20 protein-coding genes are annotated in these 24,731 nt (G+C 43.8%); 6 read left to right on the forward strand and 14 right to left on the reverse strand.

Annotated elements, in window-relative coordinates:
• Nucleotides 1-21 precede the first annotated feature (21 nt).
• Together brxF and rlmD are read right to left on the reverse strand one after the other, a co-directional pair.
• Nucleotides 22-459: a BREX-3 system P-loop-containing protein BrxF gene (gene brxF, locus EUAN_RS01305; RefSeq protein ID WP_071060855.1), complete on the reverse strand. Its 438-nt coding sequence runs from the start codon at nt 457-459 to the stop codon at nt 22-24.
• A 257-nt stretch (nt 460-716) separates the two neighbouring features.
• Nucleotides 717-2,075 (reverse strand): 23S rRNA (uracil(1939)-C(5))-methyltransferase RlmD, encoded by a 1,359-nt coding sequence (gene rlmD / locus EUAN_RS01310; RefSeq protein ID WP_071060858.1) that lies wholly within the window; start codon nt 2,073-2,075, stop codon nt 717-719.
• A 179-nt stretch (nt 2,076-2,254) separates the two neighbouring features.
• Here rlmD and eam point away from each other — a divergent pair, with 179 nt between their 5' ends.
• Nucleotides 2,255-3,526 (forward strand): glutamate 2,3-aminomutase, encoded by a 1,272-nt coding sequence (eam, locus tag EUAN_RS01315; protein ID WP_071060860.1) that lies wholly within the window; start codon nt 2,255-2,257, stop codon nt 3,524-3,526.
• 51 nt (nt 3,527-3,577) lie between these two features.
• Here the strand turns inward: eam and EUAN_RS01320 are convergent, their stop codons facing one another.
• On the reverse strand, nt 3,578-4,435 hold the full coding sequence (locus tag EUAN_RS01320; RefSeq protein WP_211266240.1) for a C39 family peptidase: 858 nt from the start codon (nt 4,433-4,435) through the stop codon (nt 3,578-3,580).
• 339 nt (nt 4,436-4,774) lie between these two features.
• Between EUAN_RS01320 and EUAN_RS01325 the strand changes: the two genes are divergently transcribed.
• From EUAN_RS01325 to EUAN_RS01340, 4 genes are all read left to right on the forward strand, one after another.
• Nucleotides 4,775-6,613, forward strand: coding sequence for a molybdopterin-containing oxidoreductase family protein (locus tag EUAN_RS01325; protein WP_281182068.1), 1,839 nt, complete (start codon nt 4,775-4,777; stop codon nt 6,611-6,613).
• 121 nt (nt 6,614-6,734) lie between these two features.
• The gene (locus EUAN_RS01330; protein WP_071060865.1) at nt 6,735-7,883 is read left to right on the forward strand and encodes a double-cubane-cluster-containing anaerobic reductase; all 1,149 of its coding nucleotides are present in this window, start codon (nt 6,735-6,737) and stop codon (nt 7,881-7,883) included.
• Between the two features lie 125 nt (nt 7,884-8,008).
• Nucleotides 8,009-9,160: a double-cubane-cluster-containing anaerobic reductase gene (locus EUAN_RS01335; RefSeq protein ID WP_071060867.1), complete on the forward strand. Its 1,152-nt coding sequence runs from the start codon at nt 8,009-8,011 to the stop codon at nt 9,158-9,160.
• A gap of 4 nt (nt 9,161-9,164) precedes the next feature.
• Nucleotides 9,165-9,950 (forward strand): acyl-CoA dehydratase activase, encoded by a 786-nt coding sequence (locus EUAN_RS01340; protein ID WP_245674410.1) that lies wholly within the window; start codon nt 9,165-9,167, stop codon nt 9,948-9,950.
• Nucleotides 9,951-10,007: 57 nt separating this feature from the next.
• On the opposite strand, the gene EUAN_RS01345 is transcribed toward EUAN_RS01340, so the two are convergent.
• The 5 genes from EUAN_RS01345 to EUAN_RS01365 are packed head-to-tail and all read right to left on the reverse strand — an operon-like array spanning nt 10,008 to nt 13,280.
• A complete protein-coding gene (locus EUAN_RS01345; RefSeq protein ID WP_071060871.1) occupies nt 10,008-10,367 on the reverse strand; it encodes a NifB/NifX family molybdenum-iron cluster-binding protein in 360 nt (119 codons plus the stop codon).
• Nucleotides 10,368-10,369: 2 nt separating this feature from the next.
• On the reverse strand, nt 10,370-11,221 hold the full coding sequence (locus EUAN_RS01350; protein ID WP_071060873.1) for an ATP-binding protein: 852 nt from the start codon (nt 11,219-11,221) through the stop codon (nt 10,370-10,372).
• Between the two features lie 2 nt (nt 11,222-11,223).
• The gene (locus EUAN_RS01355; protein ID WP_071060875.1) at nt 11,224-12,039 is read right to left on the reverse strand and encodes a 4Fe-4S binding protein; all 816 of its coding nucleotides are present in this window, start codon (nt 12,037-12,039) and stop codon (nt 11,224-11,226) included.
• Between the two features lie 18 nt (nt 12,040-12,057).
• Nucleotides 12,058-12,450: a NifB/NifX family molybdenum-iron cluster-binding protein gene (locus EUAN_RS01360; RefSeq protein WP_071060877.1), complete on the reverse strand. Its 393-nt coding sequence runs from the start codon at nt 12,448-12,450 to the stop codon at nt 12,058-12,060.
• Between the two features lie 11 nt (nt 12,451-12,461).
• Nucleotides 12,462-13,280: an Mrp/NBP35 family ATP-binding protein gene (locus EUAN_RS01365; RefSeq protein ID WP_071060880.1), complete on the reverse strand. Its 819-nt coding sequence runs from the start codon at nt 13,278-13,280 to the stop codon at nt 12,462-12,464.
• Nucleotides 13,281-13,458: 178 nt separating this feature from the next.
• On the opposite strand from EUAN_RS01365, the gene EUAN_RS01370 reads away from it, so the two are divergent.
• Complete coding sequence (locus tag EUAN_RS01370; RefSeq protein WP_071060882.1) at nt 13,459-13,827, forward strand: iron-sulfur cluster assembly scaffold protein; 369 nt, start codon at nt 13,459-13,461, stop codon at nt 13,825-13,827.
• A 53-nt stretch (nt 13,828-13,880) separates the two neighbouring features.
• Here EUAN_RS01370 and EUAN_RS01375 read toward each other — a convergent pair whose 3' ends face one another.
• From EUAN_RS01375 to EUAN_RS01400, 6 genes are all read right to left on the reverse strand, one after another.
• Nucleotides 13,881-15,650 (reverse strand): aminopeptidase P family protein, encoded by a 1,770-nt coding sequence (locus EUAN_RS01375; RefSeq protein WP_245674425.1) that lies wholly within the window; start codon nt 15,648-15,650, stop codon nt 13,881-13,883.
• A 19-nt stretch (nt 15,651-15,669) separates the two neighbouring features.
• Entirely contained in the window at nt 15,670-17,022 is a 1,353-nt protein-coding gene (locus EUAN_RS01380; RefSeq protein WP_071060884.1) for a rhodanese-like domain-containing protein, read from the reverse strand.
• Between the two features lie 99 nt (nt 17,023-17,121).
• The gene (mgtA, locus tag EUAN_RS01385) at nt 17,122-20,640 is read right to left on the reverse strand and encodes a magnesium-translocating P-type ATPase (RefSeq protein WP_084655645.1); all 3,519 of its coding nucleotides are present in this window, start codon (nt 20,638-20,640) and stop codon (nt 17,122-17,124) included.
• A gap of 15 nt (nt 20,641-20,655) precedes the next feature.
• On the reverse strand, nt 20,656-22,293 hold the full coding sequence (locus EUAN_RS01390) for an MBL fold metallo-hydrolase RNA specificity domain-containing protein (protein ID WP_071060887.1): 1,638 nt from the start codon (nt 22,291-22,293) through the stop codon (nt 20,656-20,658).
• A 249-nt stretch (nt 22,294-22,542) separates the two neighbouring features.
• Nucleotides 22,543-23,292: a GntR family transcriptional regulator gene (locus EUAN_RS01395; RefSeq protein WP_071060889.1), complete on the reverse strand. Its 750-nt coding sequence runs from the start codon at nt 23,290-23,292 to the stop codon at nt 22,543-22,545.
• Nucleotides 23,293-23,342: 50 nt separating this feature from the next.
• Nucleotides 23,343-24,695, reverse strand: coding sequence for an 8-oxoguanine deaminase (locus tag EUAN_RS01400; protein ID WP_071060891.1), 1,353 nt, complete (start codon nt 24,693-24,695; stop codon nt 23,343-23,345).
• Nucleotides 24,696-24,731: the final 36 nt, after the last annotated feature.

Genomic DNA, 24,731 nt, shown 5'->3' on the forward strand with positions numbered 1-24,731 from the left:
CTAAATTCTCCCCTTTACTCCTTAATTTATACACGTTATATCATAGTCTTTGATTCTATATGATTTATAATCTTGATATCCCAATTCTGCAAATTTCAACGCTTCATTCTCATAAACACCTGGCCACAATACCATAACCTTCTTTTTTCTGCTCAATTTTATAAAGAGCTTCAAAATATCAATTTTATAATCAGGATTAAATAGCATTTCAAAATCCGTTATAAATATTAACTCCCCTGAATTATTGAAAATTTCTTCAATCTCATTTAATATGTGTATTGCCCTTTTTTCTTTTTCAAAAGCAAGCAATCGCTCTGATAAAACTCTATTCAAGCTAACTTCTTCATAACACTCTAGAAAATCCTCTACCTTGGTTTTCTCCAAACAAAAAAAGACCGGAAACATCATTTTCCCTATGTCTTTTGAATTTAAAGACGAAAGTTTATGTACATAGCCCATTTGCAATCTCCTTATGTATATTGATTTAATGCTTAAAGCACCTATTATACAACTATATACCTATAGTATTTGCTTGTAAAGCTATGTAGTCAATATTATCCAATATCCAAGCATAACAAAAGACACCTACCTCTCAGCAGATGCCCTTTATCATACCAATATATCCTCTTTTCATTTTCCCCTAAACAGCCCTCTCCCTACTTCGCTGTCTCAGGGAACATAGTCCTTATCTCTTCAACTTCAGTCTTTCCAATCACTTAAGCCTTATATAGCTTTACCACAGTCTCAACATGCGGTGTCATTGGGAACATGTCCACGCACTGCACTTTCTCCGCCTTGTAGCCTCTCTCTTTGAACACTGGAAGGTCACGCTCAAGAGAACTAGGCTTGCATGAAACGTATACAAAAGTCTCAGGCTTGAAGTCTATTATCTTGTGTATGGCCTTAGGGTGTATTCCGTCCCTTGGAGGGTCCAGCACTATTATATCCGGCTTGTCGGATAGCTCGTTCACCTTCTCCATAACGTCCCCAGCTATAAACTCGCAATTTTCAAGCCCATTTATAACCGCATTCTCTTTTGCCGCTTCAACCGCTTCCTCCACTATCTCTATTCCGTAAACCTTCTTTGCCACTGGCGCCAGTATCTGAGCTATAGTGCCTGTTCCACAGTAAAGGTCGAATATAGTTTTGTCGTCAGTCTCCCCTATAAACTCCCTTACCTTGGAGTAGAGCACTTCGGCGCCCTTTGTGTTTGTCTGGAAGAACGAGAACGGCGATATGTTGAACTTAAGCCCCAGCAGCTCCTCCGTTATTATGTCGCTTCCATAGAGCATTCTGGTCTCGTCGCTTTGAACCACGTCTGCAAGCGAGTCGTTTACAGTGTGGATTATTCCCTTAAGCTCTGCTTTAAGCTCTAGACTTGTCAACAGTTCCACAAATTCCTGTGAGTTTATCTCGCCTTGCGAGCTTGTAACAAGATTCACCAGCATCTCGCCCCCGTTTATGGCCTTTCTGACCACAAGGTGGCGAAGCACTCCTGCATGCTGTCTCTTGTTGTAGTAAGGAGTCTTCTTCTCTCTGAAGTAGTTAAGAGTTGCCATAAGCACTTCCCTGAAATCCGAGTCCACTATATTGCAGTTCTCCGTTATCTCTATCTCGTAGAACCTGCCCTTCTGGTGAAGTCCCAGGGCCAGCGGGCCGTCCTTTTCTGTATCCCCGAAGGAGTATTCCATCTTATTTCTATACCCTTCAGTCACAGGGCTTGAAACTATGTCCAGGTATTCGTACTCGCCTATGTCCGCCTTGTCTATTATTTCCTTAACCTGCTTTTTCTTGAGCGCAAGCTGGTTCTCGTAAGGCACGTTCTGGTAGCTACATCCTCCGCATATCCCGAAATGCGTGCACTTTGGCTCGGTCTCAAGCGGTGATTTTTCCAGCACTTCTATTATTCTAGCCTCGACTTTGTTTCTCCTGTTCTTTATTACCTTTGCAAGCACTGTCTGCCCTTCAAGCCCACCTTTTACTGTGACAGTCTTGCCTTCGCAGACTGCCTTCCCCTTGTTCGGGAATTCCGTCTTATCTATATACAGCTCTACTTCCTGATTTTTCTTTACCAAATTCGCTCTCCTCCTATCGTTTCCATACTGACTATCTTATCAGACTTCTCCCCTGTCTGAAAACTACATATTCTGATTTTATGTTATAATTATTTTAGGCATTTAGTGCCATTATACTATTCTCTTAAAGAAATAGAGCTATCAGAAGAGTATACCAAACCAAAAGGAGGTTACGACGTATGAGAGAAACTATGAGTAAAAGAGAAATATCGCTTGAGCGAGCCGCTGAGCTTAAATCTAAAATTTCAGACTATTTAGATGCTAGGGAGAGCATACCTAGAGGCATGGATGAAGTGTCCAAGGCCAGGTTTAAGGCCAGAAAAACTCGAATACTTGAGTACTTCGGTGCGACCGAGGACGACTGGAACGATTGGGAGTGGCAGCTTGAGTGCAGGATTTCAGATGCAGACACGCTTTCAGATCTTCTAAATCTTGATTCAGAGGAAATTGAAGATATCAGAAAGGTAGGGTCCAAGTACAGATGGGCGGTTTCACCGTATTATCTGTCGCTTATAGACGACTCAGACAGATTCGACCCTATAAAGCTTCAGTGTGTTCCTACACATCTTGAACTTTCAGAAGAAGGAAAGCTTGACCCAATGGGTGAGGAGTTCACAAACCCTGCTGGAAGCATCACCAGAAGGTATCCTGACAGGCTTATAATCTATGCTACGAACGAGTGCGCCATGTACTGCAGGCACTGCCAGCGAAGAAGACATATCGGCGGACAGGACAAACACACTTCAAGAGAAGTGCTTATGGAAAGCATAGAGTATATCAGAAACAACCCCGAGATAAGAGATGTGCTTGTGACAGGTGGCGATGCACTGGCACTCCCTGATGAAGAGCTGGACTGGCTGCTTGGAGAACTCTCCAGCATTCCGACTGTGGACTATATCCGTCTTGGAAGCAGGATGCTTGTGACGGTTCCGCAGAGGGTTACAGACAGCTTGATATCTATACTTAAAAAGCATGCGCCGATCTATATAAACACCCATTTCAACCACCCTTCTGAGATAACGGAGGAGTCTAAAAGGGCCTGTGACAAGCTTGCCGAAGCCGGAGTTCCTCTTGGAAACCAGGCTGTGCTGCTAAACGGCATCAACAACGACAAATTTGTGATGCGCCTTTTGAACCATGAGCTATTGAAATGCAGAGTTAGACCATACTACATCTTCCATGCCAAGAAGGTGAAAGGCACTATGCACTTCAACACCTCGATAGACGATGGCATCGAGATCATGGAGTATCTAAGAGGGTATACTTCTGGAATGGCCATACCGCAGTACATTGTAAACGCTCCAGGAGGATACGGGAAAACCCCTATAATGCCTCAGTACCTTGTCTCTAGGGGCAAGCACACCATAAAGATCAGAACTTGGGAAGGAAGGGTAATGGACTACCCAAGCCATCCTACAGTGGATATATCAGATCTGCTCTGCAAAAAATAGACTGGGACATTGTTTTTCCCAGTTTATTTTTCTTCTATTTTCTTCTATTCTCTATTCTATTGAAATTGCCTTTTTGCCCATCGCGCTCCAGACTTCGTAAAACCTCTGCTTTGTCACTTTGTAGTTTTTAGCCCCTGTATAGGGGTCGTTGAAGTAATAGTGGTTTTCATCGAACCCCACCATGGTCATGGCATGGGTGTTGAAAGAGCCCTTGACCATCTTGCCAGATGGCGTCATCCATATCTCGTTTGAATCCCTATCTTTGAAGTTCACCGTCACCCAAGCTACAACAGGATTCCCCCCTCTTATATACTTTTCAAGCGTCTGAGGCTCCACGCCTGTAAGGTCCACCGGGTTTTCCACGTAATTTCTCAAAAACTTGCTAAGCGGTTTGGGGTAAATAGAGTAGCCGTAGCTTTGGCCTGTTATGTCGCCTACAAATCCCTTTTCAGGATCTCCCCAGACTGTTATGTCTTCTCCAGCCTTCTGCATTTGGGTGTCGTCTTTTGGAATTTCACCTGCAAACTCCAGCTTGTCTAGAGTTATTCCGTATTTTTCAAGCATCATCTGCGCAGCTACAGCTTCACATCCGTTTTTCAGCTCCGGAAACTGGTTTCTGGCAGGCACGTCCAGCATTACAGCGCTTCCGAAGTTGTACACTATCCCCGTAGGAGGTATCCAGTAGACTCCGTGCTCGCTCTCCACCATCCGCCAGCCTTTGTAAGTCTCCAACACGTCCACCTCACGAGGCGATATAGTTCCGACTATGCTGCTTTTATAGCTCTTGTCCTGAAATACTGGTGTCTCGTATTCTAGATACTGCAGCCCCTTTTCAGACTTGAACTCCACCATAGGCTTTCTGAAGAAAGTCCCCTCTATATACTTTCCTGCAAATATCCCTAAAGCCAAAAATAGCGCTATCAAGAAAAGAGCCACAGCCCCTTTTTTTCGCCATCTATTATCTCCCCTACTTTTTCTATTTAGTATATCCTAACATATTAATGCACTCAAGTTGAAACTTTTGTCCACTTTGTGATTTAAACTTTCCAGAGTGGATATAAATAGCTATGAGTGGATCTGGAATCCGCTCATGTCTCAAAATCTCTTTGTATCTTTATCCCATTGAAATACCCCTTTTAGATTTTGATGGGAGCCTGATGAGTTAATCCCCTTTTCTCATCAGGTGTTTTTTTTGCTGTTTTTTCAGAGACATTTTGCTGTATAATATAGCATATGCTAATTTAAGGAGTGATTGTTTTGAAAGAAGAGAAATTCGACAGACTTATTTCCCCTATGAAAAAGAATGACAACGGCAAATTTTCAGAGATATCTTGGAGCCAGGCTGTATCCGAAATAAAGGACAAGCTTGGAAGTGTAATCTCCTCTTTCGGAGCTGAGTCTATAGCAGTTCACATAGGCTCTGATGTAGACAGCCAGACTTCTGAATTCTACAAGAGGTTTTGCGAGTCTCTAGGCACGCCCAACTTTTCAAGCTACAAAAGCTATAGCGGCTATGCTTCAGAACTTGCCCGCAAGCTTGTGTACGGCCAGAGTCGTCCTGTATTGGACTTTGAAAACAGCGACACAGTAGTTCTCTGGGGTGCCAGCCCGGACTCTTTCAAGCTGGACAGTTCGGCTTTAGAAGGCAAGAAGCTTGTAGTGGTGGATCCGTTTAAAAACTCTTTTGCAAAAGAGTCTGATCTATACGTACAGATAAGGCCTGGCTCGGATGGTGCTCTGGCGCTTGGGATTCTAAACTCCATTATACAGAGCGGGGACTACGACAGAGAATTTGTGGATATTTTCACTAAAGGTTTCGAGGATTTCAGGGAGTACGTTTCAGCTTTCAGCCCTGAAAGAGTGGAGATGATAACCTGGGTTCCCTCGGAAGATGTGGTGAAGCTGGCTGAGATATACAGGAGCTCTTCTAGAGTCTGCACGCTTACAGGAAAATCCCTTGAGCTTCAGACAAACGGCATCCAGACGCTGAGGGCTATAGCCTCTCTTGAGACGATTTTGGGCAACCTGGACGTTGATGGCGGTGTTAAGTTTGTAGCGAAACCTGAACTTAAATCGCTTTCTCTCGGAAAAGATAATTCTCTTAAGCCTATCGGCTGTGAAAGATTTCCTGTCTTCTGCGGCTTTTCCGGGGAAGCTCAAAGCAATCTTTTTGCCTCATCTATCTTAAGTGGCGAGCCAAATTCCATAAAGGCCATGATGGTGCTTGGAAACGATGCGCTCTCTAGCTGGCCGAACTCCAGCAGGACCTACCAAGCTCTTCAAGAGCTGGACTTTCTGGTGGCCTTCGACAGCTCCGTAACGCTTACATCTTCTTTTGCAGACATAGTGCTTCCGCTTTCGCTCCCAGAAGAAAGAGACGAGCTTGTAGAAGTACTTTCTGGCGATAAGTCTAAACTGCTCTTCTCTCCAAAGCTTTCAAGCGACGGACCTAGTCTTAATGAGCTTGAGTTTCTGCTGAAGCTCGCCAAGGAGATGGGGCTTTCCTCGGACTTCCCTTGGAGTTCTGGGATAGAAGCTCTTGACTACAGGCTTTCAGCTCTAGATTTAGACTGCAACAAGCTAAGCGCTATGCCGAACGGATACTGCTATGGCAGCTGGAGCGAGAAGAGCTATATCTCAAAGGGCTTTGACACACCTTCGGGAAAAGTGGAGTTCAAGTCTGACATACTCTCTTCTCATGGATATGACTCTATTCCCGCTTATATGGAGGTGGAGGAGAGCATGCTTACAAACCCTCCAAACAGCGTCCATATCTTCACGACCACTTTTGGAAATTCAGAGCTTGAAGAGCCTATCACAGAAGACGGACTTCCTGTGGTGTTTGCACACTCAGCTGTATTCAAAAAATACCATTTTCATGACAGAGAGCTTGTAGATATCTCTACAGACAGGGGCAATTTCAAGGCCATACTTCACGAGTCCGAGGATATATGTCCAAACACCCTGTATATCCAAAACTGCCCGTCTTACATGGCTCTTCTTTCGAGCGACACATCACTAGACCCTATTTCAGGATACCCTGGAGCCAAGTCTCTGCTCGTAGATATATCAGAAACTGTGCGCTAGCTCTTGCTGGCGCTTTTTCTTTTCCTATCGTTCCTTTTTTTTAAATAGCTTTTTTCTATTATCATTATTCCCCCTGTTGATTTAAGATTGTCTATAGACTTTTATAATGAGGTGATTTAAATTGACAAAGCTTCCTGCCAACTTTGAGGAATTTTCAGAAAACAAAAAACAATCTTTCATAGATATAAAGAATCTTAAGGACTCCGGCCACAGCATAGTCGGCATCTTCTGCGCCTACACTCCTGTAGAGGTAATGGACGCCGTGGGAGCCATATCTGTAAGTCTCTGTGGAACTGACGAAGCTCCCATACCTTCAGCCGAGGCCCATCTGCCTAGAAACCTCTGTCCTCTCGTCAAGTCAAGCTACGGCCACGCACTTGACGACAGCTGTCCTTACTTCTATTTTTCAGACCTTATAATAGGCGAGACTACATGCGACGGCAAGAAGAAGATGTACGAGCTGCTTGGGAAGATCAAGACTACACATGTGATGCAGCTTCCAAATGACTATGAAAGCGCTGCTTCTCTTGAGCTCTGGAAGTCCGAGCTTGACAGCCTTGTGGATTTTATAGAAGCGAAGCTGGATGTCTCTATAACTGATGACGACCTCAGGCGTGCTATTTACGCTAGAAACAAGTTCAGAGACTCCCTCAAGTCCTTCCACGAGCTTGGAAGACTTATCCCTCCACCTATATCTGGATACGAGATGCTTCAGGTCCTAAACGGTGCTGGGTTCAGCCCCGACAAGCTGGCGCAGGCTCGCAATATAGAGCGGTTCAAGGAACATATTTTGGACGAGTACGATATGGGGCTCAGCTCTATTCCAGCCGACAGAAAGCGGATTCTCATCACAGGCTCCCCTATAGGAGGGGCTACAGAGAAGATAATCTCTACTATAGAAGAGTTCGGTGGAACGGTTGTCTGCTTCGAGACATGCGGTGGCATAAAGAGCGTGTATGAAAATGTGCGGGAGGATATCCACCCTGTGGATGCTCTGGCGGAAAAGTACCTGGGCATACCCTGCTCTTGCATGCACAACAACAAGAAGAGATTTGAGCTCCTAGACGAGCTTGTGGACGACTACAGCGTGGACGGCGTCATAGAGGTCGTGCTGCAGTCCTGCCACACCTACAATATAGAGTCCTACAGCGTGAAGCGATTCGTTGAGTCTGAAAAAGAAGTTCCCTACCTTCACTTGGAGACCGACTACTCCTCTGTGGACTCGGGCCAACTACAAACCAGGATTTCCGCTTTTCTAGAGATGCTATAGGTTATGCCTATAGCTTTTTTCTATTTGTTTTATTTTTTCTATAGTTTTTCTCTATTAGCATCTTGTGACATTTGACTATAAAATAACTATCAGAGGCAAACTTACGAAAGGGTTAGGTGATAAACATGAGTTTTGATTTACCAAAGGCATTTAAGGATTTTGACGAGGCTAGACAGAATTCCTTTATAGCTATGAAAGAGCTTAAAGAGTCGGGAAAAAAAGTTGTGGGGACTTTCTGCACTTACAGCCCTACAGAGATAATAAAGGCGGCGGGAGCTGTCCCAGTTGGACTTTGCGCCATGAGCGACGAGCCTATAGAGGAAGCTGAAAAGCACCTTCCTAGAAACCTATGTCCGCTTATAAAGGCCAGCTACGGATTTGCGCTTACAGACACTTGTCCTTATTTCTACTTCTCAGACCTTATACTTGGAGAGACTACTTGTGACGGGAAAAAGAAGATGTACGAGCTTATGGACGACATAAAGCCTGTGCATGTAATGCAACTTCCTCAGACTTCTGAAGGAGAGCAGTCTTTCAACCTATGGAAGAGCGAGATAGTTAGATTCAAGGAGAGACTTGAAAACGACTTCAACGTAAGTATCTCAGACGAAGATGTTAAGTCTGCCATAGTGGAGAGAAACAACGAGAGAAAAGCTCTTAAAGCTTTCTATGAGCTTGGAAAGATGGTTCCGCCACCTTTCACTGGTTCAGAGCTGCTGAGTGTACTTTACGGAGCTGGATTCAAGTTCACTTCTGAGGCTATAACAAGCTCTCTTGAAGAGATAAGAGAAAATACTTTAAAAGACTACGAAGCTGGAAACAGAAAAGTTTCAGAAGACAAGAAGAGAATCCTTATAACTGGATGTCCTCTTGCAGGCGCTACTCAAAAGCTGGTTGCCGCTATAGAGGAGAACGGCGGAACTGTGGTTTGCTTTGAAAACTGCATAGGCATAAAATCTGTAGAAGACCCTGTGGACGAAAGCAAAGATCCTTTCGACGCTCTTACAGAGAAATATCTGAACATACCTTGTTCTGTTATGACTCCTAACAATAAGAGAGGCGAAATGCTAGAGAGACTTATAAAGGAATACAAGATAGATGGTGTTGTAGATATGGTGCTTCAAGCCTGCCATACTTACGGCGTTGAAACTCACACTATGAAAAAAGTTGTAAACGGAGTGAACGAAACTCCTTATATAAGCATAGAAACAGACTACTCTCAGTCTGACGTAGGTCAGATCAAAACTAGAGTCGCTGCATTTATAGAGATGCTTTAAGAAGGTGGACAAATTGTACTCTATAGGAATAGATTCAGGGTCTGTGGCTACAAAGGCCGTGCTCTTCAAGGATAGGATAATGGACACAGTTCTTATCCCCACCGGCTGGAGCCCTAAGAACGCCTGCAGTGAGGTGTTCGAGTCTCTGCTGGCTAGAAACAGCTTGAATGCAGATGACGTCTATGTAGTGGCTACAGGTTATGGACGTGTCGCCACTGACTTTGCAGACAAGACACTGACTGAGATAACCTGCCACGGCAAGGGCGCGCACTACCTTGACAGCGACGTCAGAACTATTCTGGACATCGGCGGTCAAGACAGCAAGGTGATAAAGCTCGACCGTGACGGGAATATAGCCGACTTCATTATGAACGACAAATGCGCGGCCGGGACCGGAAGGTTCCTTCAGGTGATGGTGAGCTTGCTCGGAGCTGATATAGAGGATCTGGACTCTCTGACAAGAGGAGCCGAGCCTGAGAAGATAAACAGCATGTGCACTGTGTTTGCCGAGTCCGAGGTTGTCAGCATGCTGGCTGGAGGGTCTTCTAAAGAAGCGGTCGCTTCCGGGATACTCCACTCTATAGCTGGTAAGATATCGACTCTGGCATCTAGGGTAGGAATCGAGAACAAGGTGATGTTTACAGGCGGACTTGCAAAGAGTTCAGAGCTCACAAGGATAATAGAGCAGAAGCTTGGAAGAGAAGTTGTCACCAACAGCTACTCACAGCTAAATGGAGCCATAGGCGCCGCTGTGCTTGGACAGCATTTCGCAAACAAAAAGAGCAAATAGCAAAAGGTCTGAACCGGATTGGTTCAGACCCTTTCTTTGTATTGTTCTGATTTTTTTCTAGTGTCCTCCGCAGCTTCCTGCGTGCTCATGCCCTTCGCATACTCCGCCAGCTGATACAAGGCTTCCACTCAGGTAAGAAGCTATTACATCGTCTATATCTCCGCTTGCTCCGACTACAACCTCTATGTTGTTCTGTCCAAACAGCGTCTGAGCCATCTCGCCCATTCCACCTGCTATTATGGCGTTTATTCCTTTTTCCCCCAGAAACACAGGTAAAAATCCTGGCTTATGCCCTGGGTTTTCAAGGAAAGAGGCTTCTTTCACTTTTCCGTCGAATATGTCATATACAGTAAAGCCCTCGCAGTGTCCGAAATGTCCACTTACATTGTTTCCATCACAAGCTATTGCTATTTTCATCTTTATTCCTCCAGTTTTCTCTTTATATTCTCCCACATCTCCACCACCGCTTTGGCGGCAGAACTTTCCGGGTATTGCACAAGTGGCTTAAGCTCCTCTATCGACTTAAGCACTGTGTCATCAAACGGTATCTTGCCCACTAGCGCTATATCGTTTCTCTTGCAGAAAGCCTCTATCTCATTTGAAATTTCCAGATTTATGTCGTATTTATTTATGCAGACCATAGTCTGAATGTCGAAGTGGTCGCAGAGGTCCTGCACCCTCAGGTAATCGCTAAGTCCCGACTTTGTGGGCTCCACCACCATAAGCGCAAGGTCGCTTCCTGTCACGGAGGATATTACGGGGCATCCTATTCCGGGAGAGCCGTCTATAATTATGTCTTCACCCTCTTTGGTGTGCTCCTTGGCCAGCTTTTTCAGCTTGGCTATAAGCTTACCTGAACCTTCGCTCCCTATATGCATCTCTGCGCTGACTATCTTCCCATTGTGTACTTCCCTCACGGTCATCTCTGCTGTCTTTATGGGCTTCAGCTCTATGGCCTTCTGTGGGCACACTATGGCGCATACGCCGCAGCCCTCGCAAGTCATCTTGTCCACATCCCCTATTTCGATGCTGTCGAATTCACAGTACCCGGTGCAGAGCCCGCATCTATTGCATTTGTCGTAGTCCACAAAGGCGACTAGATTTCCCATATAGGGCTTTTTTTCTACAAGCTTTCCTTCGTAGTACATGTACATATTGGCTGCATCCACATCGCAGTCCACTCTTGTAACTTTGTCCATAAGCTCCGAGAGTGCTATAGCTACAGTGGTTTTACCTGTTCCGCCTTTTCCGCTTAAAACAACTATCTCCATGGCTACAGCCTCCCTATCTCTGCTTCTATGCCTTCAAGCAGCTTTCTGTATTTTTCGTGCTTTATCAAAAGCTCCCCCCTAGAGTAGATCTCGGCTATCTCCCTCTCATAGGGTATTCTACCAAGCACCACTATGGAATTCTCCTTGCAGTAGCTCTCTATCAGGTTTTCCTTCTCCACTACCCTGTTTATGACTATCCCGTATGGTATATCCTCTCTTCTGCAGAGCTCCACTGCTCTTTCCAGGTCATGAAGCCCGAACTTGGTCGGCTCTGTCACAAGCACAGCCTTGTCCATATGTTCAAGCGTATTCACCACGTTGCATGAAGTTCCAGGTGCGCAGTCCACTATGTTTAGCTCCTTTGGAAGAGATTTTAGCACAGCCTTTATCACAGGCACGGCCATGGCCTCTCCTACGTTCAGCTTGCCTTGTACACAGTTTATCCCCTCACTTCTGCCTCTATCTATGATCCCTATGGCACGCTTTTCATAGCTTATGGCTCCTTCTGGGCATACAAGCTTGCAGGCCCCGCAGCTATGGCATAGTTTTTCAAAGAGTACTATCTTCTTGGTCTTGGCTAAGGCGTTGAAATTGCAAGCTTCCACGCATTTCCCACAGAGAGTGCATTTGTCTGTATCCACCACTGGGTTCTTGACCGAAACCTCTTCGGTCACTACCTCTTCAGGTTGAAGAAATATAAATCCATTCGGCTCCTCAACATCACAGTCGATGTAGTTTCCCGCCATTACAACCGCCATATTTGTAGAGATCAGAGTCTTTCCTGTACCGCCCTTTCCGCTTAAGACTCCTATATTCATATAATCCCTCCTCAGTTTCTATCTATATCTATTTCTACCGCTTCCTGAGGATTTTAAACCTGCATGTCCGACTCCTGGACTGGATATCACTCCAAGCTTTCCGTCTGTATATAGAGATACGACTTCCTCTACAGATACGCTCTCCGAAGTATAGAGTCTTATATCTGATTCGTTCAGAAGCTCATATGCGTTCGGTCCAAGCTTACCTGTCACGAGTACATCTACCCCTCTGTCTATAATGTCCTGAGATGCGGCGATCCCCGCTCCCTGAGGCGAGTCTTTCGCTGCGTTCTCAACTGCAGTATATTCTCCTGATTCAGTGTCGTATATCTGGAAGTATTCACATCTTCCAAACCTAGGATCCATCTTTTCTTTGCTGTCTACTCCAAATGACGATACGGCTATTTTCATCTCTATTCCTCCTATTTTTCTAGCTGAGACAGCACAGATTTAGTCAACCCTGTTACAGTCTCGCCTATCTTTTCGCTTAGTTTTCCATCACTTATCCTGTTTAAGTCTCTTGTCATAGGAAGCTCTCCTAGGAGCTTCAAGTCCATCGACTCTAGAAACTCATCGGCTTCTTCGCTCTCGAACATCCTTATCTCTGTGCTACAATCTGGGCAAAGTATGTAGCTCATGTTCTGCACAAGCCCCAGCACCTCTACATTCATCTTTCTGGCCATGTTAACGGCCTTGGCCACTATCATAGACACAAGGTCCTGAGGTATGGAAACCATAACTACACCACTAAGCGGTATGGACTGCATAGTTGTAAGCGCCACGTCTCCTGTTCCAGGAGGCATGTCCATAACAAGGTAGTCTAGCTCTCCCCAATGTACATCCGTATAGAACTGCTTCACCATCTCCCCTATCATAGGTCCTCTCCATATCACAGGGTCGCTCTCCTCCTTGACCATCAGGTTCAGGGACATAACCTTTATCCCTTCAGCCGTCTCGCCCGGGATCAACTTCTCGTCTCTGGTGTAGACCCTCTCTCCACTTATTCCAAGAAGTCTAGGTATGCTAGGACCTGTTATGTCGGCATCTAGCACTCCAACTCTGTATCCTTGGCTGCTAAGCTCTTTTGCAAGCAGTGCAGATACAGTTGACTTTCCAACTCCTCCTTTTCCACTCATAACTCCTATTATCTTTCCTATATTGCTGTCTGTATTTTTGACCATAGTGCAAGATTCCACTCCGTCGCAGTTTCCATTAGATGAACATGATTGACATTCTGACACGATACCACTCCCTATCTGTAATTAGCATATGATAATTTCTAATCTGATTATAAAACAAATCAAGAGTTATTGTCAAACGCCAATAACTCTTTTTTGTTTTTTATTTTTGGCATTTGACAATCTCACTCTATAGGAATAAAATTATCTTGAAAATAAATAGTTCGAAAGAGGTGCTCAAATGTATTCAGAAATAACGCTAGAACATTTTAAAAACCCTCGGAATGTAGGAAAGATGGACGATGCCGACTCTATAGGAATGGTGGGTGACCCAAGCTGCGGCGACACTCTTATGATGTTTATAAAAGTAGCTGACGAAATCATAACCGACGTGAAATACCTTGTGTTCGGATGCGCCGGCTCTATAGCTACAAGCAGTATGGCCTCAACTATGATAGTGGGCAAGTCTATAGAAGATGTGCTGAAGCTTACGGACCATGACGTGGTCGAAGCCCTTGGAGGACTTCCTGAGGACAAAGAGCACTGCTCCAATCTTGGAATTCAGGCTGTTCATGCAGCCATCAGAAACTACAGGGAGAAAAATCGCTGAAAAATGCTCGCCACTATAATCTATGGAGAGCATTTTTCATTTTTTAAACCTATTTAAATTTCTCTCGTCTTTCTCCTAAGCCAGAATCTCTCCCCATCTTCCAAATAAGGCGATATCTTTCTGTAGACCTCCCTGTGGTAGTGGTTTATCCAGCTTCGCTCTTTCCCGTCTAGAAGGCTTGTCTCCACCAAGTCAAGCTCAAGAGGGCAGTGGGTCATCACCTTGAACCTGAAGTACTTTCCGTACTCTGTCTCTCTTTCAAGCTTCACGGCCAGTATATTCTCTATCCTTATGCCGTAATGCCCTTCCTTGTAGTATCCAGGCTCATTTGTAATCAGCATACCCTCCTCCAGCACCACCTCGTTGTGCAGCGGTGAGATTCGCTGTGGTCCTTCGTGGACGCTCAGCAGATATCCCACGCCATGGCCTGTACCGTGTCTGTAGTCTTTGCCGTCTTTCCAGAGCGGAAGCCTAGCTATAGAGTCCAATTTAGAGCCAGTAGTTCCATGCGGAAAAACGGCCTCCGAAAGAGCTATATGACCTTTCAACACAAGCGTATAGTCCCGTTTCTCGTCCGCTGTCGGATTTCCGAGTGAAATCGTCCTGGTTATATCCGTTGTCCCGTCTAGATACTGTCCGCCTGTGTCCACAAGCAGAAGTCCCTCTCTCTTCAGCTCGTAGGCAGAATCCTCCGTAGCCTTGTAGTGGACTATGGCCCCATGGTCCTTGTAGCCTGCTATAGTCTCAAAGCTCGGCTCTATGTAAAACCCCGACATTCGTCTGTACTCCTCTATCTTCTCTGCAACATTTATCTCTGTGACTCGTTCCTCGTAAAGAGCCCCTTCAAGCCAGCAGAGGAACTTCACCATGGCAACGCCATCCCGCTCCTGGCAGTCCTTGTAGTTCTTAAGCTGCACAGGGTTTTTCACGGCCTTAAGCCTCTCCACTATATCGTCTCCTTCAAGCTTTCTTACACATTCCGGTATGAAATTGTATATTCGACTGTTTAGCTTGGAGCTGTCCAGATACACTTTAGAATCTCCCAGTGACGAAACGTAATGCTCTATGTCTTGGTAGTCTCTTATCTCAACTCCCGAGTCTTCAAGCTCAAGCCTTGCGTCCTCTTCCAGCTTGGAGCTATCCACAAATAGCAGTGCATTCTCTCTTTCCACAGAAGCATAAGACAGGACTACGGGGTTGCACTCTATATCCCTTCCCCTTATATTGTAGAGCCAGGCTATGTCGTCCAGTGAAGATATTATGTAGGTGTCTGCCCCCACTTTGGCCATCTCGCCCCGCACTCTTTCAAGCTTGGATTCACGGCTCTCACCCGAATATTCCAAGCTGTGTATAAAAGCCTTTCGGCTAGGAAGCTCTGGCCGGCCTGTCCACAATCCGTCCACCAGTTCACAGTCCAGCTTGAGTTTTATCCCTCTTCCATTCATCTTCCGACTTATCCCGGCAACTTGCTTTGCTGAAAAAAGCCTTCCGTCAATCCCGAGTGTGCTTCCGTTTTCAAGTGTTTCGGCAATCCAGTCGAACATAGCCGGAACCCTCGGCTCTCCTGATCTGAAAAGCTCTATTCCACTCCCTTCAAGCTCTCTCTCAGCCTGTATGAAGTACCTGCCATCTGTCCAGAGTCCTGCACTTTTAGATGTCACGACCAGATTCCCAGCCGAGCCTGTAAAGCCTGAAAGCCATTCCCTTATCTTCCAGTGCTCCGGCAGATACTCGCTCTGATGCGGGTCTGAAGTGGGCGCTATATAGGCGTCCACTCCATATTTTTTCATCTCAGTTCTCAAAATCTCTAATTTTTCTGACACTCTCAATCTTATCTCCCCTTCAATCTCTGTCTTTAAGCTGCGAAGCTATGCCCTTCACACCTCCAGCCACGACTGTTCCGTCTATTCCAGCTCTCTCCATTATAGAACATGCCACTGTCGCGCGCTCTCCCGATCCACATATAACTGCTATTTCCTTCTCGCTGCTCAGTTCGCCCACTCTCTCTTTAAGCAGCTGAAGCGGTATATTCAATCTATTCATATAAGGGTAATCCTCTTCGACTTCCTCTTCTCGTCTTACGTCAAGCACCAGCATCTCTCTGTGCATTTCAAGGTACTCCTTGGCTCCAATTTCCTTTGTCGATTTAAGCCCTGTATCTTCTATCTCCAAGCTTTTAACAGTGCCTTCACCAAGTATTCCCACTATATTGTCATACCCCATTCTTCTGGCTGTCCAGTAGGCCGTTTTCAATTCTTCATCTTTCAGCCCATCTACAAGAAGCACTATAGGATCCTCTGTATCTACAATCCATCCAAGGTATGCGCTGAGTATCTTCGTACTTGTAAATATGCTTCTCTCTATATGTTTTCCGGAATAGGCTTCTCTGCTTCTTATATCCACTACAGTATAGTCTTCTCGCTGTATATCCTCAAGACTTAAAACGTTTGAAATCACTTCTCCAGGTAAATATGCAGCACCCTCTACATTGCACAATTCCATCTTCTCAAAATAAGGGGCTTTAAGCCTCATATAGCTGTGCTTCTCTACAAACTCCTCTTTTGAATCAACCTGAAGCGCCGGGTTTTCCTTTCTCTCATAGCCTAAAGTGGAGCAATCTCTTTCCTCTATCGCCCCTCCGCAGGCAGATCCAGCTCCATGGGCTGGCATCATAAGCACATGGTCTCCAAGTGAAAACAGCTTCTCAAATATACTGTCGTAAAGATGAGCAGTCATCTCTACCAGCCTGTCTTCCCCGTAGAAGTCTGTCCTGCCTAGGTCTCCCCAGAAGAGGGTGTCTCCCACAAACGCCATATAAGGCACATCTCCCATGTACAGCACATAGGACAGATGTCCCAGTGTGTGACCTGGTGTATGGATTGGCGCTATCCTCAGCTTGCCTATTCTGAACTCGTCATCTTCACCGATTTTCTCCCCATATACGTGTCCTAGATCTTCGTATTTAGATATGTATATCTCGGCTCCTGTTTTTTCCGAAAGCTCCATAGAGCCGGATATATAGTCTTCGTTTCTGTGCGTTTCAAATATATGAGTTATTTTCTTGTTGGCCTTTCTGGCCTCTTCTATATAAACTCCCACATCTCTCATGGGATCTATGACTGCGATTTCGCCTCCATCTCCCACCATATAGGAGTAGTGTGAAAGTCCTGGTGTGAAAATTCTCTTGAAGTACATATTCTAGTCACCTCTTCTCTATATTTTTAGTTTTGACTCATTTTTTGTTGATTTCAATGCTTTTATCCCCAAAAGAGTCCTTGGAGTTTACAACTGTCTTTAATCTTTATTGTGTATTCTATAAAAATAGCGCTTTGCAATTTCAGTAACTAAGATGTAGAGAAATGCTATTACAATCAGTGAAGCAAGTATTGTCGGACTGATAGGACTTAAGCTTAGAAGTCCTCCTATCGGGGTGTAAGGCAAAGCTATTGAAATAGCCCCTACAATAATTGATGCGTAGAGCAGTGATGGAGCCGGCTTGCTTTTGAAAAATGGCTTTTGTGTCCTCATGACTATAAGTATCAATAGCTCAGTTAAAATCGAAAGTACAAACCAGCTGCTCTGAAAGACTTCTTGTTGGGCTTTGAAGCCAATAAACAAAACCGCAAATGTCAGGTAGTCAAATATAGAGCTGATTATCCCGAAAGTAAACATGAAGCTTCGAATAAACCTTATATCCCATTTTCTAGGCTTGTCCAACATATCACGATCAACAGAATCATTTGCAATCATAATTGCCGGAAAATCACTTAAAAAATTTATCATAAGTATTTGTTTTGGAAGAAGCGGAAGAAATGGCAAGAAAAGCGACAGCCCCGCCATACTGAACATGTTTCCAAAGTTGGCACTCGTCGTAACCAAAATATACTTTAAAGTATTAGTAAATGTTGTCCGTCCAAGCTCTATTCCGCGTTTTAACACCTTTAAGCTATTTTCCATAAGTACAAAATCTGCAGACTCTTTTGCGACATCTACGGCATTGTCGACAGAGATGCTTACATCGGCTGCATGGAGCGCTGGAACGTCGTTTATACCGTCTCCCATATATCCGACTACATGACTGTTTTTCTTTAAAGCCAGAATAATACGCTCTTTTTGATTAGGATCAACTTCTGCAAACAGATTTACACTCTCAACCTTGCTCCAAAGAGCCTCGTCACTTAATGATATCAGCTCTGACCCCGTTATAACTCCTGTGATTTTCAATCCAACTGATTCGGCTGTATGCATAGCAATAAGCTTGTTGTCGCCAGTGATCACTCTCAGGCTGACTCCTTTCGACTGGAGGTCTTCAATCGTATTTGCCACATCGGGCTTTGGATGGTCTATTAGAAGTATAAATCCTTTAAAGATCATATCTTTTTCATCTTCTACTACATAGTCTGTCTTAATTGAAACAGGCTTTTTTGCTACTCCCAGAACACGGATTCCACTGTTGCTCCAATCTGAGTAAAGGCTGTGAATCTCTTTTAGCGTCGAGTCATCCATTTTTCTCTGGACGCCTTCAATCTCAAAGTGACTGCATATCTCCAAAACTTTACTGAATGCACCTTTCACAATCATAGTACACTCGTCTTCTTCACCTACAATTACACTGAGTCTTTCACGGGTGAAGTCGAAAGGGATCTCCCCAATTTTCTTTATATTGCCTATGTCCATGGCTCGAGAGCTTGTAATAGTGCTATCGAGAGAATTTACCATGCCTGATTGCATTGCAGCGTTTATATAGGCCAGTCTGAATACAGCTTCAGAGTGATTCCCGCTGATATCTACCGTGTCATCTAGCTTTATTACGCCTTCTGTCAATGTCCCTGTTTTATCTGTACACAGCACATCCATGCTGCCAAAGTTTTCGATTGCAGCCAACCTGCGGACTATAACTCCTTCCTTTGCCATAGTTCTAGATCCCTTAGATAGAGTTATGCTGATTATAGCCGGCAAAAGCTGAGGCGTTATTCCCACTGCCAGGGCTACTGAAAACAGCAACGACTCAATGGCAGGCCTTTTGAAGATTACGTTTATGGCAAAAACGCTCAAGGTCAGAATAAGCATTATCTGCGTCAGCAAATAGCCGAAATGACGCACTCCTTTTTCAAATTCAGTTTCCGGTGAGCGCAGCGAAAGCTTTTTAGCTATCTGTCCAAACTCAGTATCCTGCCCAGTCTTTACGACCAGCATAACTGCATTTCCACTTTGAACGTTTGTACCCATGAAAACACAGTTTTTACGTTCTTCAATGCTTGAGACTTCAACTGCTGTTCCTTCTTGCTTTCTGACTGGGAGCGACTCCCCTGTCAATATTGACTGGTTTACAAAGAAGTCATCGCTTTTCAACAGAATGCCATCTGCTGGTATGAGGCTTCCTGTCGAAAGATTTACTATGTCCCCAGAAACAACTTCACTTGAAGGTATGCTAAGAGGTTTTTTGTCACGAACTACTATCGAAGTAGCTTGAACTTTTGCTCGCAACTCTTCTATTGCATTGCTGGCGCTATACTCCTGCAAAAAGCTCATTATAGAGCTTGCCAAGACTATCAGCAAAATAATAAGAGCATCTATCCACTCCCCTGTAACCCATGAAATGACTGTGGCAATAAGCAGAATCACTATAATAGGATTTTTAAATTGGCTTGTAAACAGCATAAGCTGAGAAGTCTTGTTTTGCTTTTCCAGAGAGTTATAGCCATCCTTTTCTAGTCGGATTTTAGCCTCCTCAGATGTTAGTCCACTCTCATGCGAACCAAGATATTTCAAAACTTTTTCCAAAGGTATACTCCAGTATTTAATACTATCTTTATCCGTCATTGTAATTCCTCCTATAGACAATGTACGACGCTTACTTTTAAGCCTTTCCAAGAAAAGTGAGCCTGTCAAAACTAAAGCTACTGCCACGGGTATTATGTGATAAAACAGTCTAAACATAATAAGAGAAACGATGGCGTTGTGGGTATCCACATTTATCAACGACATCCCCAGCAAAAGAGTTACGTCAAAAGTTCCAATCGCTCCCGGCACAAGACTTGCCACTCCTACCGCTGAAGAAACTATGAAAATACTGAATATATCCATAAAACTTGAATGCGGACTAAAATATAATGATATAGCTGAAAAGAACATCGCTGATACTGTCCATTCAAGTATCGAAGACATAAATAGATTTTTCAAAAGACTGTAGTCTATTTCTTCATCGCCAATTTTCCCGAGCAGTTTTTTCTTAAGCCATTTAAATTTATTTATCATAAAAAAAAGAGGCGTATATAGAATCAGCACTGCTACAGCAATTAGAACATACTCATACCTTTCAAAAATAAGTCGTATATTCTTCAGATTTAATAAGGCTGTCCAAATCAATGCAGATAGTCCCGTTGAAAAAGAAGCTACGGCCAATATGTTGTAATAAGCAGCTTCCTTTGCTGGAACTCCTTCTTTAGAGTAGAACAGCATTCTTACGCCAGCGCTAGAAAATCCACCTGAAATATTGTTTATGGCATTCGAAATAAAGGCTATTTTGAAAACTTTAATCCCTTTAAGCTCTATACTAAGCTCTCTTGAGATAATAATCTCTCGTATGTATGAAATGGCCACAGTCAAAAGTCCCCCTGCCATGAAAAAAATTATTTTCTTCATAGGCAAGGACTTTAATACTGAACCAATTTCTGCTGCCCTTATTGAAGCCAGCTCCATCCGTCCTTCATATAGGACAATTCCTATGGTGATTGTTATGAATATAAACTTCAAATTATTCTTAAGTTTCTTTGACATAGAAGTAATTCCTCCAGTTGTAGCTGCATGCATTGCCTTGCTTAGCTACTAATCCCCTTCGCCCATAAGTGATTTAAGCTTTAATACCATCTCTTCAATTCTTAAAATCATATTTGAAGCCTCGTTCATCTTCTCATCATTCATTGTTTTTTCTGTAGCAAGATTAATTATGTCTTCAAAGTCATTGTGGATACTATAGAGCTTGTCCTTGGCCTTAATTATCTGAGAACCAATAGAAGCTTTACTTCTTGTATCTTTGATGCTCAGTCTGACATCCGACTCAAGATCATATTCCGATACATCTTCCACAACTGTGCATTCGTACAAAAGAGCTTGTTTGACAGTATCCGCAAATGCGTGTTTTGCTTCCTCTTCCCCGTGCAAAAGAAAAACCTTCTTAGGCATGGATTTGAAGCCCGAAAGCCACTCCAGCAAATCGTCTCTATCTGCATGGCCAGAGAAACCTTCCAAGTTGTGAATTTCGGCTTTTATGTGTATGTTTTCTCCAAATATTCGGACATCTTTATTTCCATCTAAAATAAATTTTCCAAGTGTACCTTCCGCCTGGTACCCTATGATTATTATGCTTGACTTAGGATTCCAGAGGTTATGCTTCAAATGATGCTTTATCCTGCCTTCATCGCACATCCCGCTTGCTGATATAATTATCTTCGGTTCTTTTGTATAATTGAGTTGCCTAGATTCTTCACTCGACCTTGTAAACCTAAGATTCTTGAAATCAAGAGGATTGTCGCCTGACAAGATTAAATTCTTAGTCTCCTCATCAAATACCTCTGCGTGTTTCCTGAACACTTCAGTGGCATTGGTGGCCATTGGGCTGTCAACATAAACCATTACATCTCTCAATACACGCTTGCATTCCTCATCTTGATCGTAGTATCTGTTTAGATGGTATACCAGCTCCTGTGTTCTTCCTACAGCAAAGGAAGGAATTACAACAGTTCCGCCTCTTCTTATTGTCTTGAGTATAATCTTTATAAGCTTATCCAAGCTTTGCTTGCTTGGTTCGTGGACTCTGTTTCCATATGTTGTTTCCATAATTAAGTAGTCAGCTTCTTCTATTTTCACAGGATCTCTTAGTATTGGCTTGTCTTTGGTTCCCAAGTCACCTGAAAATACAAGTTTAGAGCTCTTTTCACCCTCTTTGACCCACAGCTCCACTATAGATGACCCTAGTATATGCCCCGCATCCTGAAGTCTTATGGTTATGTCCTGGTTTATATCTATACTCTTGTCATACCCGATTGGGGATAGGTGTTGAAGTGACCTGATTGCATCTTCCACTGTAAAAAGCGGTACTACAGTGTTTCTTCCTTGTCGCATTGCCTTTTTATTGGCCCACTCAGCTTCCACCTCGTGAATATGTCCGCTGTCTTTAAGCATGATCTCTGTTAAATCTGAAGTGGCATGAGTGCAGTATATCTTCCCCTTAAATCCCAAGTTTGTCAGTAGAGGTATCCTTCCGCAGTGGTCAACATGAGCATGGCTTAAAACCATAAAGTCAAGTTCTGCTGGATCAAACTCAAGATCTTTAAAATTCAACTGCTCTAGTATTTTATCACCTTGAAACTGGCCACAGTCCAATAGAAACTTGTATTTATCAGTGGTAACTAGATGACACGATCCTGTAACAGACATTGCTGCACCTAAAAATTTAATTTTCATAGCTATCGCTCCTTAAATATGTGAATTAAGCTTATAATAAACTTTGATTTTAACGTACATATAACCTCGAAATACATTAGGATATAGATACCCTATTTATATTAGAAGGACACAGCTTGCCGATAAAATACATTCCAATACATATTTTTACATCATATAAAAAAACTAAGCCAGGCAGTTTTCCATACGAACTTATTAGCACGGTATGGGAATAGCCTGGCTTTATATTGCATTTGAATTTTCCTTCTCTTAGGCCTTATAGGCCACGTTCCTACAGAGTGTAAATGATATGAACTCCGCAGTATAGTACTCTGTGTTGTACATAAGTGCAACGCTATCTTTTGTATACTCCAATACGTCAAAGGCAAGCAATGGTGTATTCTCAGAAACCTTGAATAGATTTGAAAGTTCCTTGTCCGCCACTGCAGGGGATATTTCCAAAACGTCGTGTGTTATGCTGCAACCGCAGAGCTCTTCCACCACAGGGAAGATGCTTGGCTCGAACCTCTTTTTATCTATATCCTTTGTATTTAGCAGTTTTTCAGGAACCCTATCTATATACACAGCTGCAACTATGTCGTTTGCGTAGAGAAGCTTCTTTACAACTAAGATTTCATCTCCCTCTTCAAGGTTCAGCTTTGAAACCTCAGCATCATCTGCCACTCTAAATTCAAAATCTGCCACTTCAAACTTCACATCATATCCGTGGTTTCTCAGCACGCCTTCTATATCGCTTCCAAGGTCCACTCTGTTTTCCAGCTTTGTCACAAATGAGTTCACAAGCGTTCCTTTTCCCTGAACCCTCGAAACCGAACCCTCTCTTTCAAGCACTGTTATAGCCTCTCTTACAGTGAGCCTGCTCACTCCCAGCTGCTTTGCAAGCTCATCTTCATTGGGCAGCACGGGCCTCTCTGTACTGTTTATATAGTCCCTCAGACTTTCAAGTATCTTTTGGACTGTAGTCATTTTGCTTACCTTTTTAATACCCACTTTGCTCATTTCCTTCTCCCTTAAGCTTATTTGCTTCTATATGCTTATCTCACAAAATTTTAACGACTTATCAACTTCTCAACTTCTTCATTTGCCTTGGCTACAACAAGCTCTTCGTCAACTCCAACCAGCTTTCCATCTTTTACAACTATTCTGCCGTTTACAACAGTGCAGTCAACCTCCCCAGTAATTCCAACAGTTCCTAGGAGTGACTTTGGATCGTACTGAGTTCCGACATGACTAAGCTTGTTGGAGTCTATCATAAACAGATCTCCCGCTTTCCCCTCTTCTAAAATGCCTATATCGTTTCTTCCAAGAACTCTAGCTCCTCCTCTTGTGGCGAGCTTCAGTATATCGTATCCAGTCGGAGCCTTGTCGCTCGAACTAAGTCTGTGAAGGAGGTACGCAACCCTTATTTCCTCCAGCATATTTGATCCGTCGTTGCTTGCGCTTCCATCTACAGCCAGCCCTACAGGTATGTCCATATCTATCATCTCTGAAATCCTGGCTATCCCCGATGAAAGCTTCATATTGGATATAGGACAGTGGGCCACTCCTGTCTTGGTCTTGGCAAGCCTCTTGAGCTCTTCGTCGTTGAAGTGAATTCCATGTGCAAACCAGACGTCTTCACCTATCCACCCCAAGCTTTCCATATAGTCTAGTGGTCTCATTCCAAATTTTTCAACAGTAAAAGATTCTTCATCCAATGTCTCTGCGAGATGAGTGTGTAGCCTTACACCGTATTTTCTGGCAAGCACTGCGGACTCTTTCATAAGATCCCCTGTAACACTAAAAGGAGAGCATGGTGCAAGGGCAATCTGAGTCATAGAGTTTCGGCTTGAATCGTGGTATTTCTTTATAAGTCTCTCTGAATCTGCCAGTATCTCGTCTACAGTCTGTACTACCGAGTCCGGCGGAAGTCCTCCGTCTTTCTTGCTAAGCGACATACTCCCTCTTGACGCATGCATCCTGATTCCAAGCTCTTTTGCAGCCTCAAACTGAATGTCTATAAGCTCCCCGCTTGTATCTCTAGGAAATACATAGTGGTGGTCAAAGCAAGTGGTGCACCCGTGCTTCATAAGCTCTCCCATGCCGACAAAAGAACTGTACTTTATGGAGTCCGGACTCAGCCCTTTCCATATTTCGTATAGTGTTTTAAGCCAGTCGAAAAGCTCCATATTTTGAACCTGTGGCAGATTTCTTGTAAAAGTCTGATATAGGTGATGATGCGTATTTACAAGCCCTGGGTAGACTATCATGCCCTTAGCGTCTATAACTTCATCTGCTTCGAAAATCTCGCTCCCTATATTCACTATGACTCCATTATCTATAAAGATATTTACGTTCTCTTTTACGCTGTCCTTGTCGTCGCAAGTCACAAGCGTCTTTATGTTTTTTATAAAAAGCGACATATATATTACCTCCATTTATTTTATTCCAAAAATAAT

This window comes from Andreesenia angusta (assembly GCF_001855385.1).
GTDB lineage: Bacteria > Bacillota > Clostridia > Tissierellales > Gottschalkiaceae > Andreesenia > Andreesenia angusta.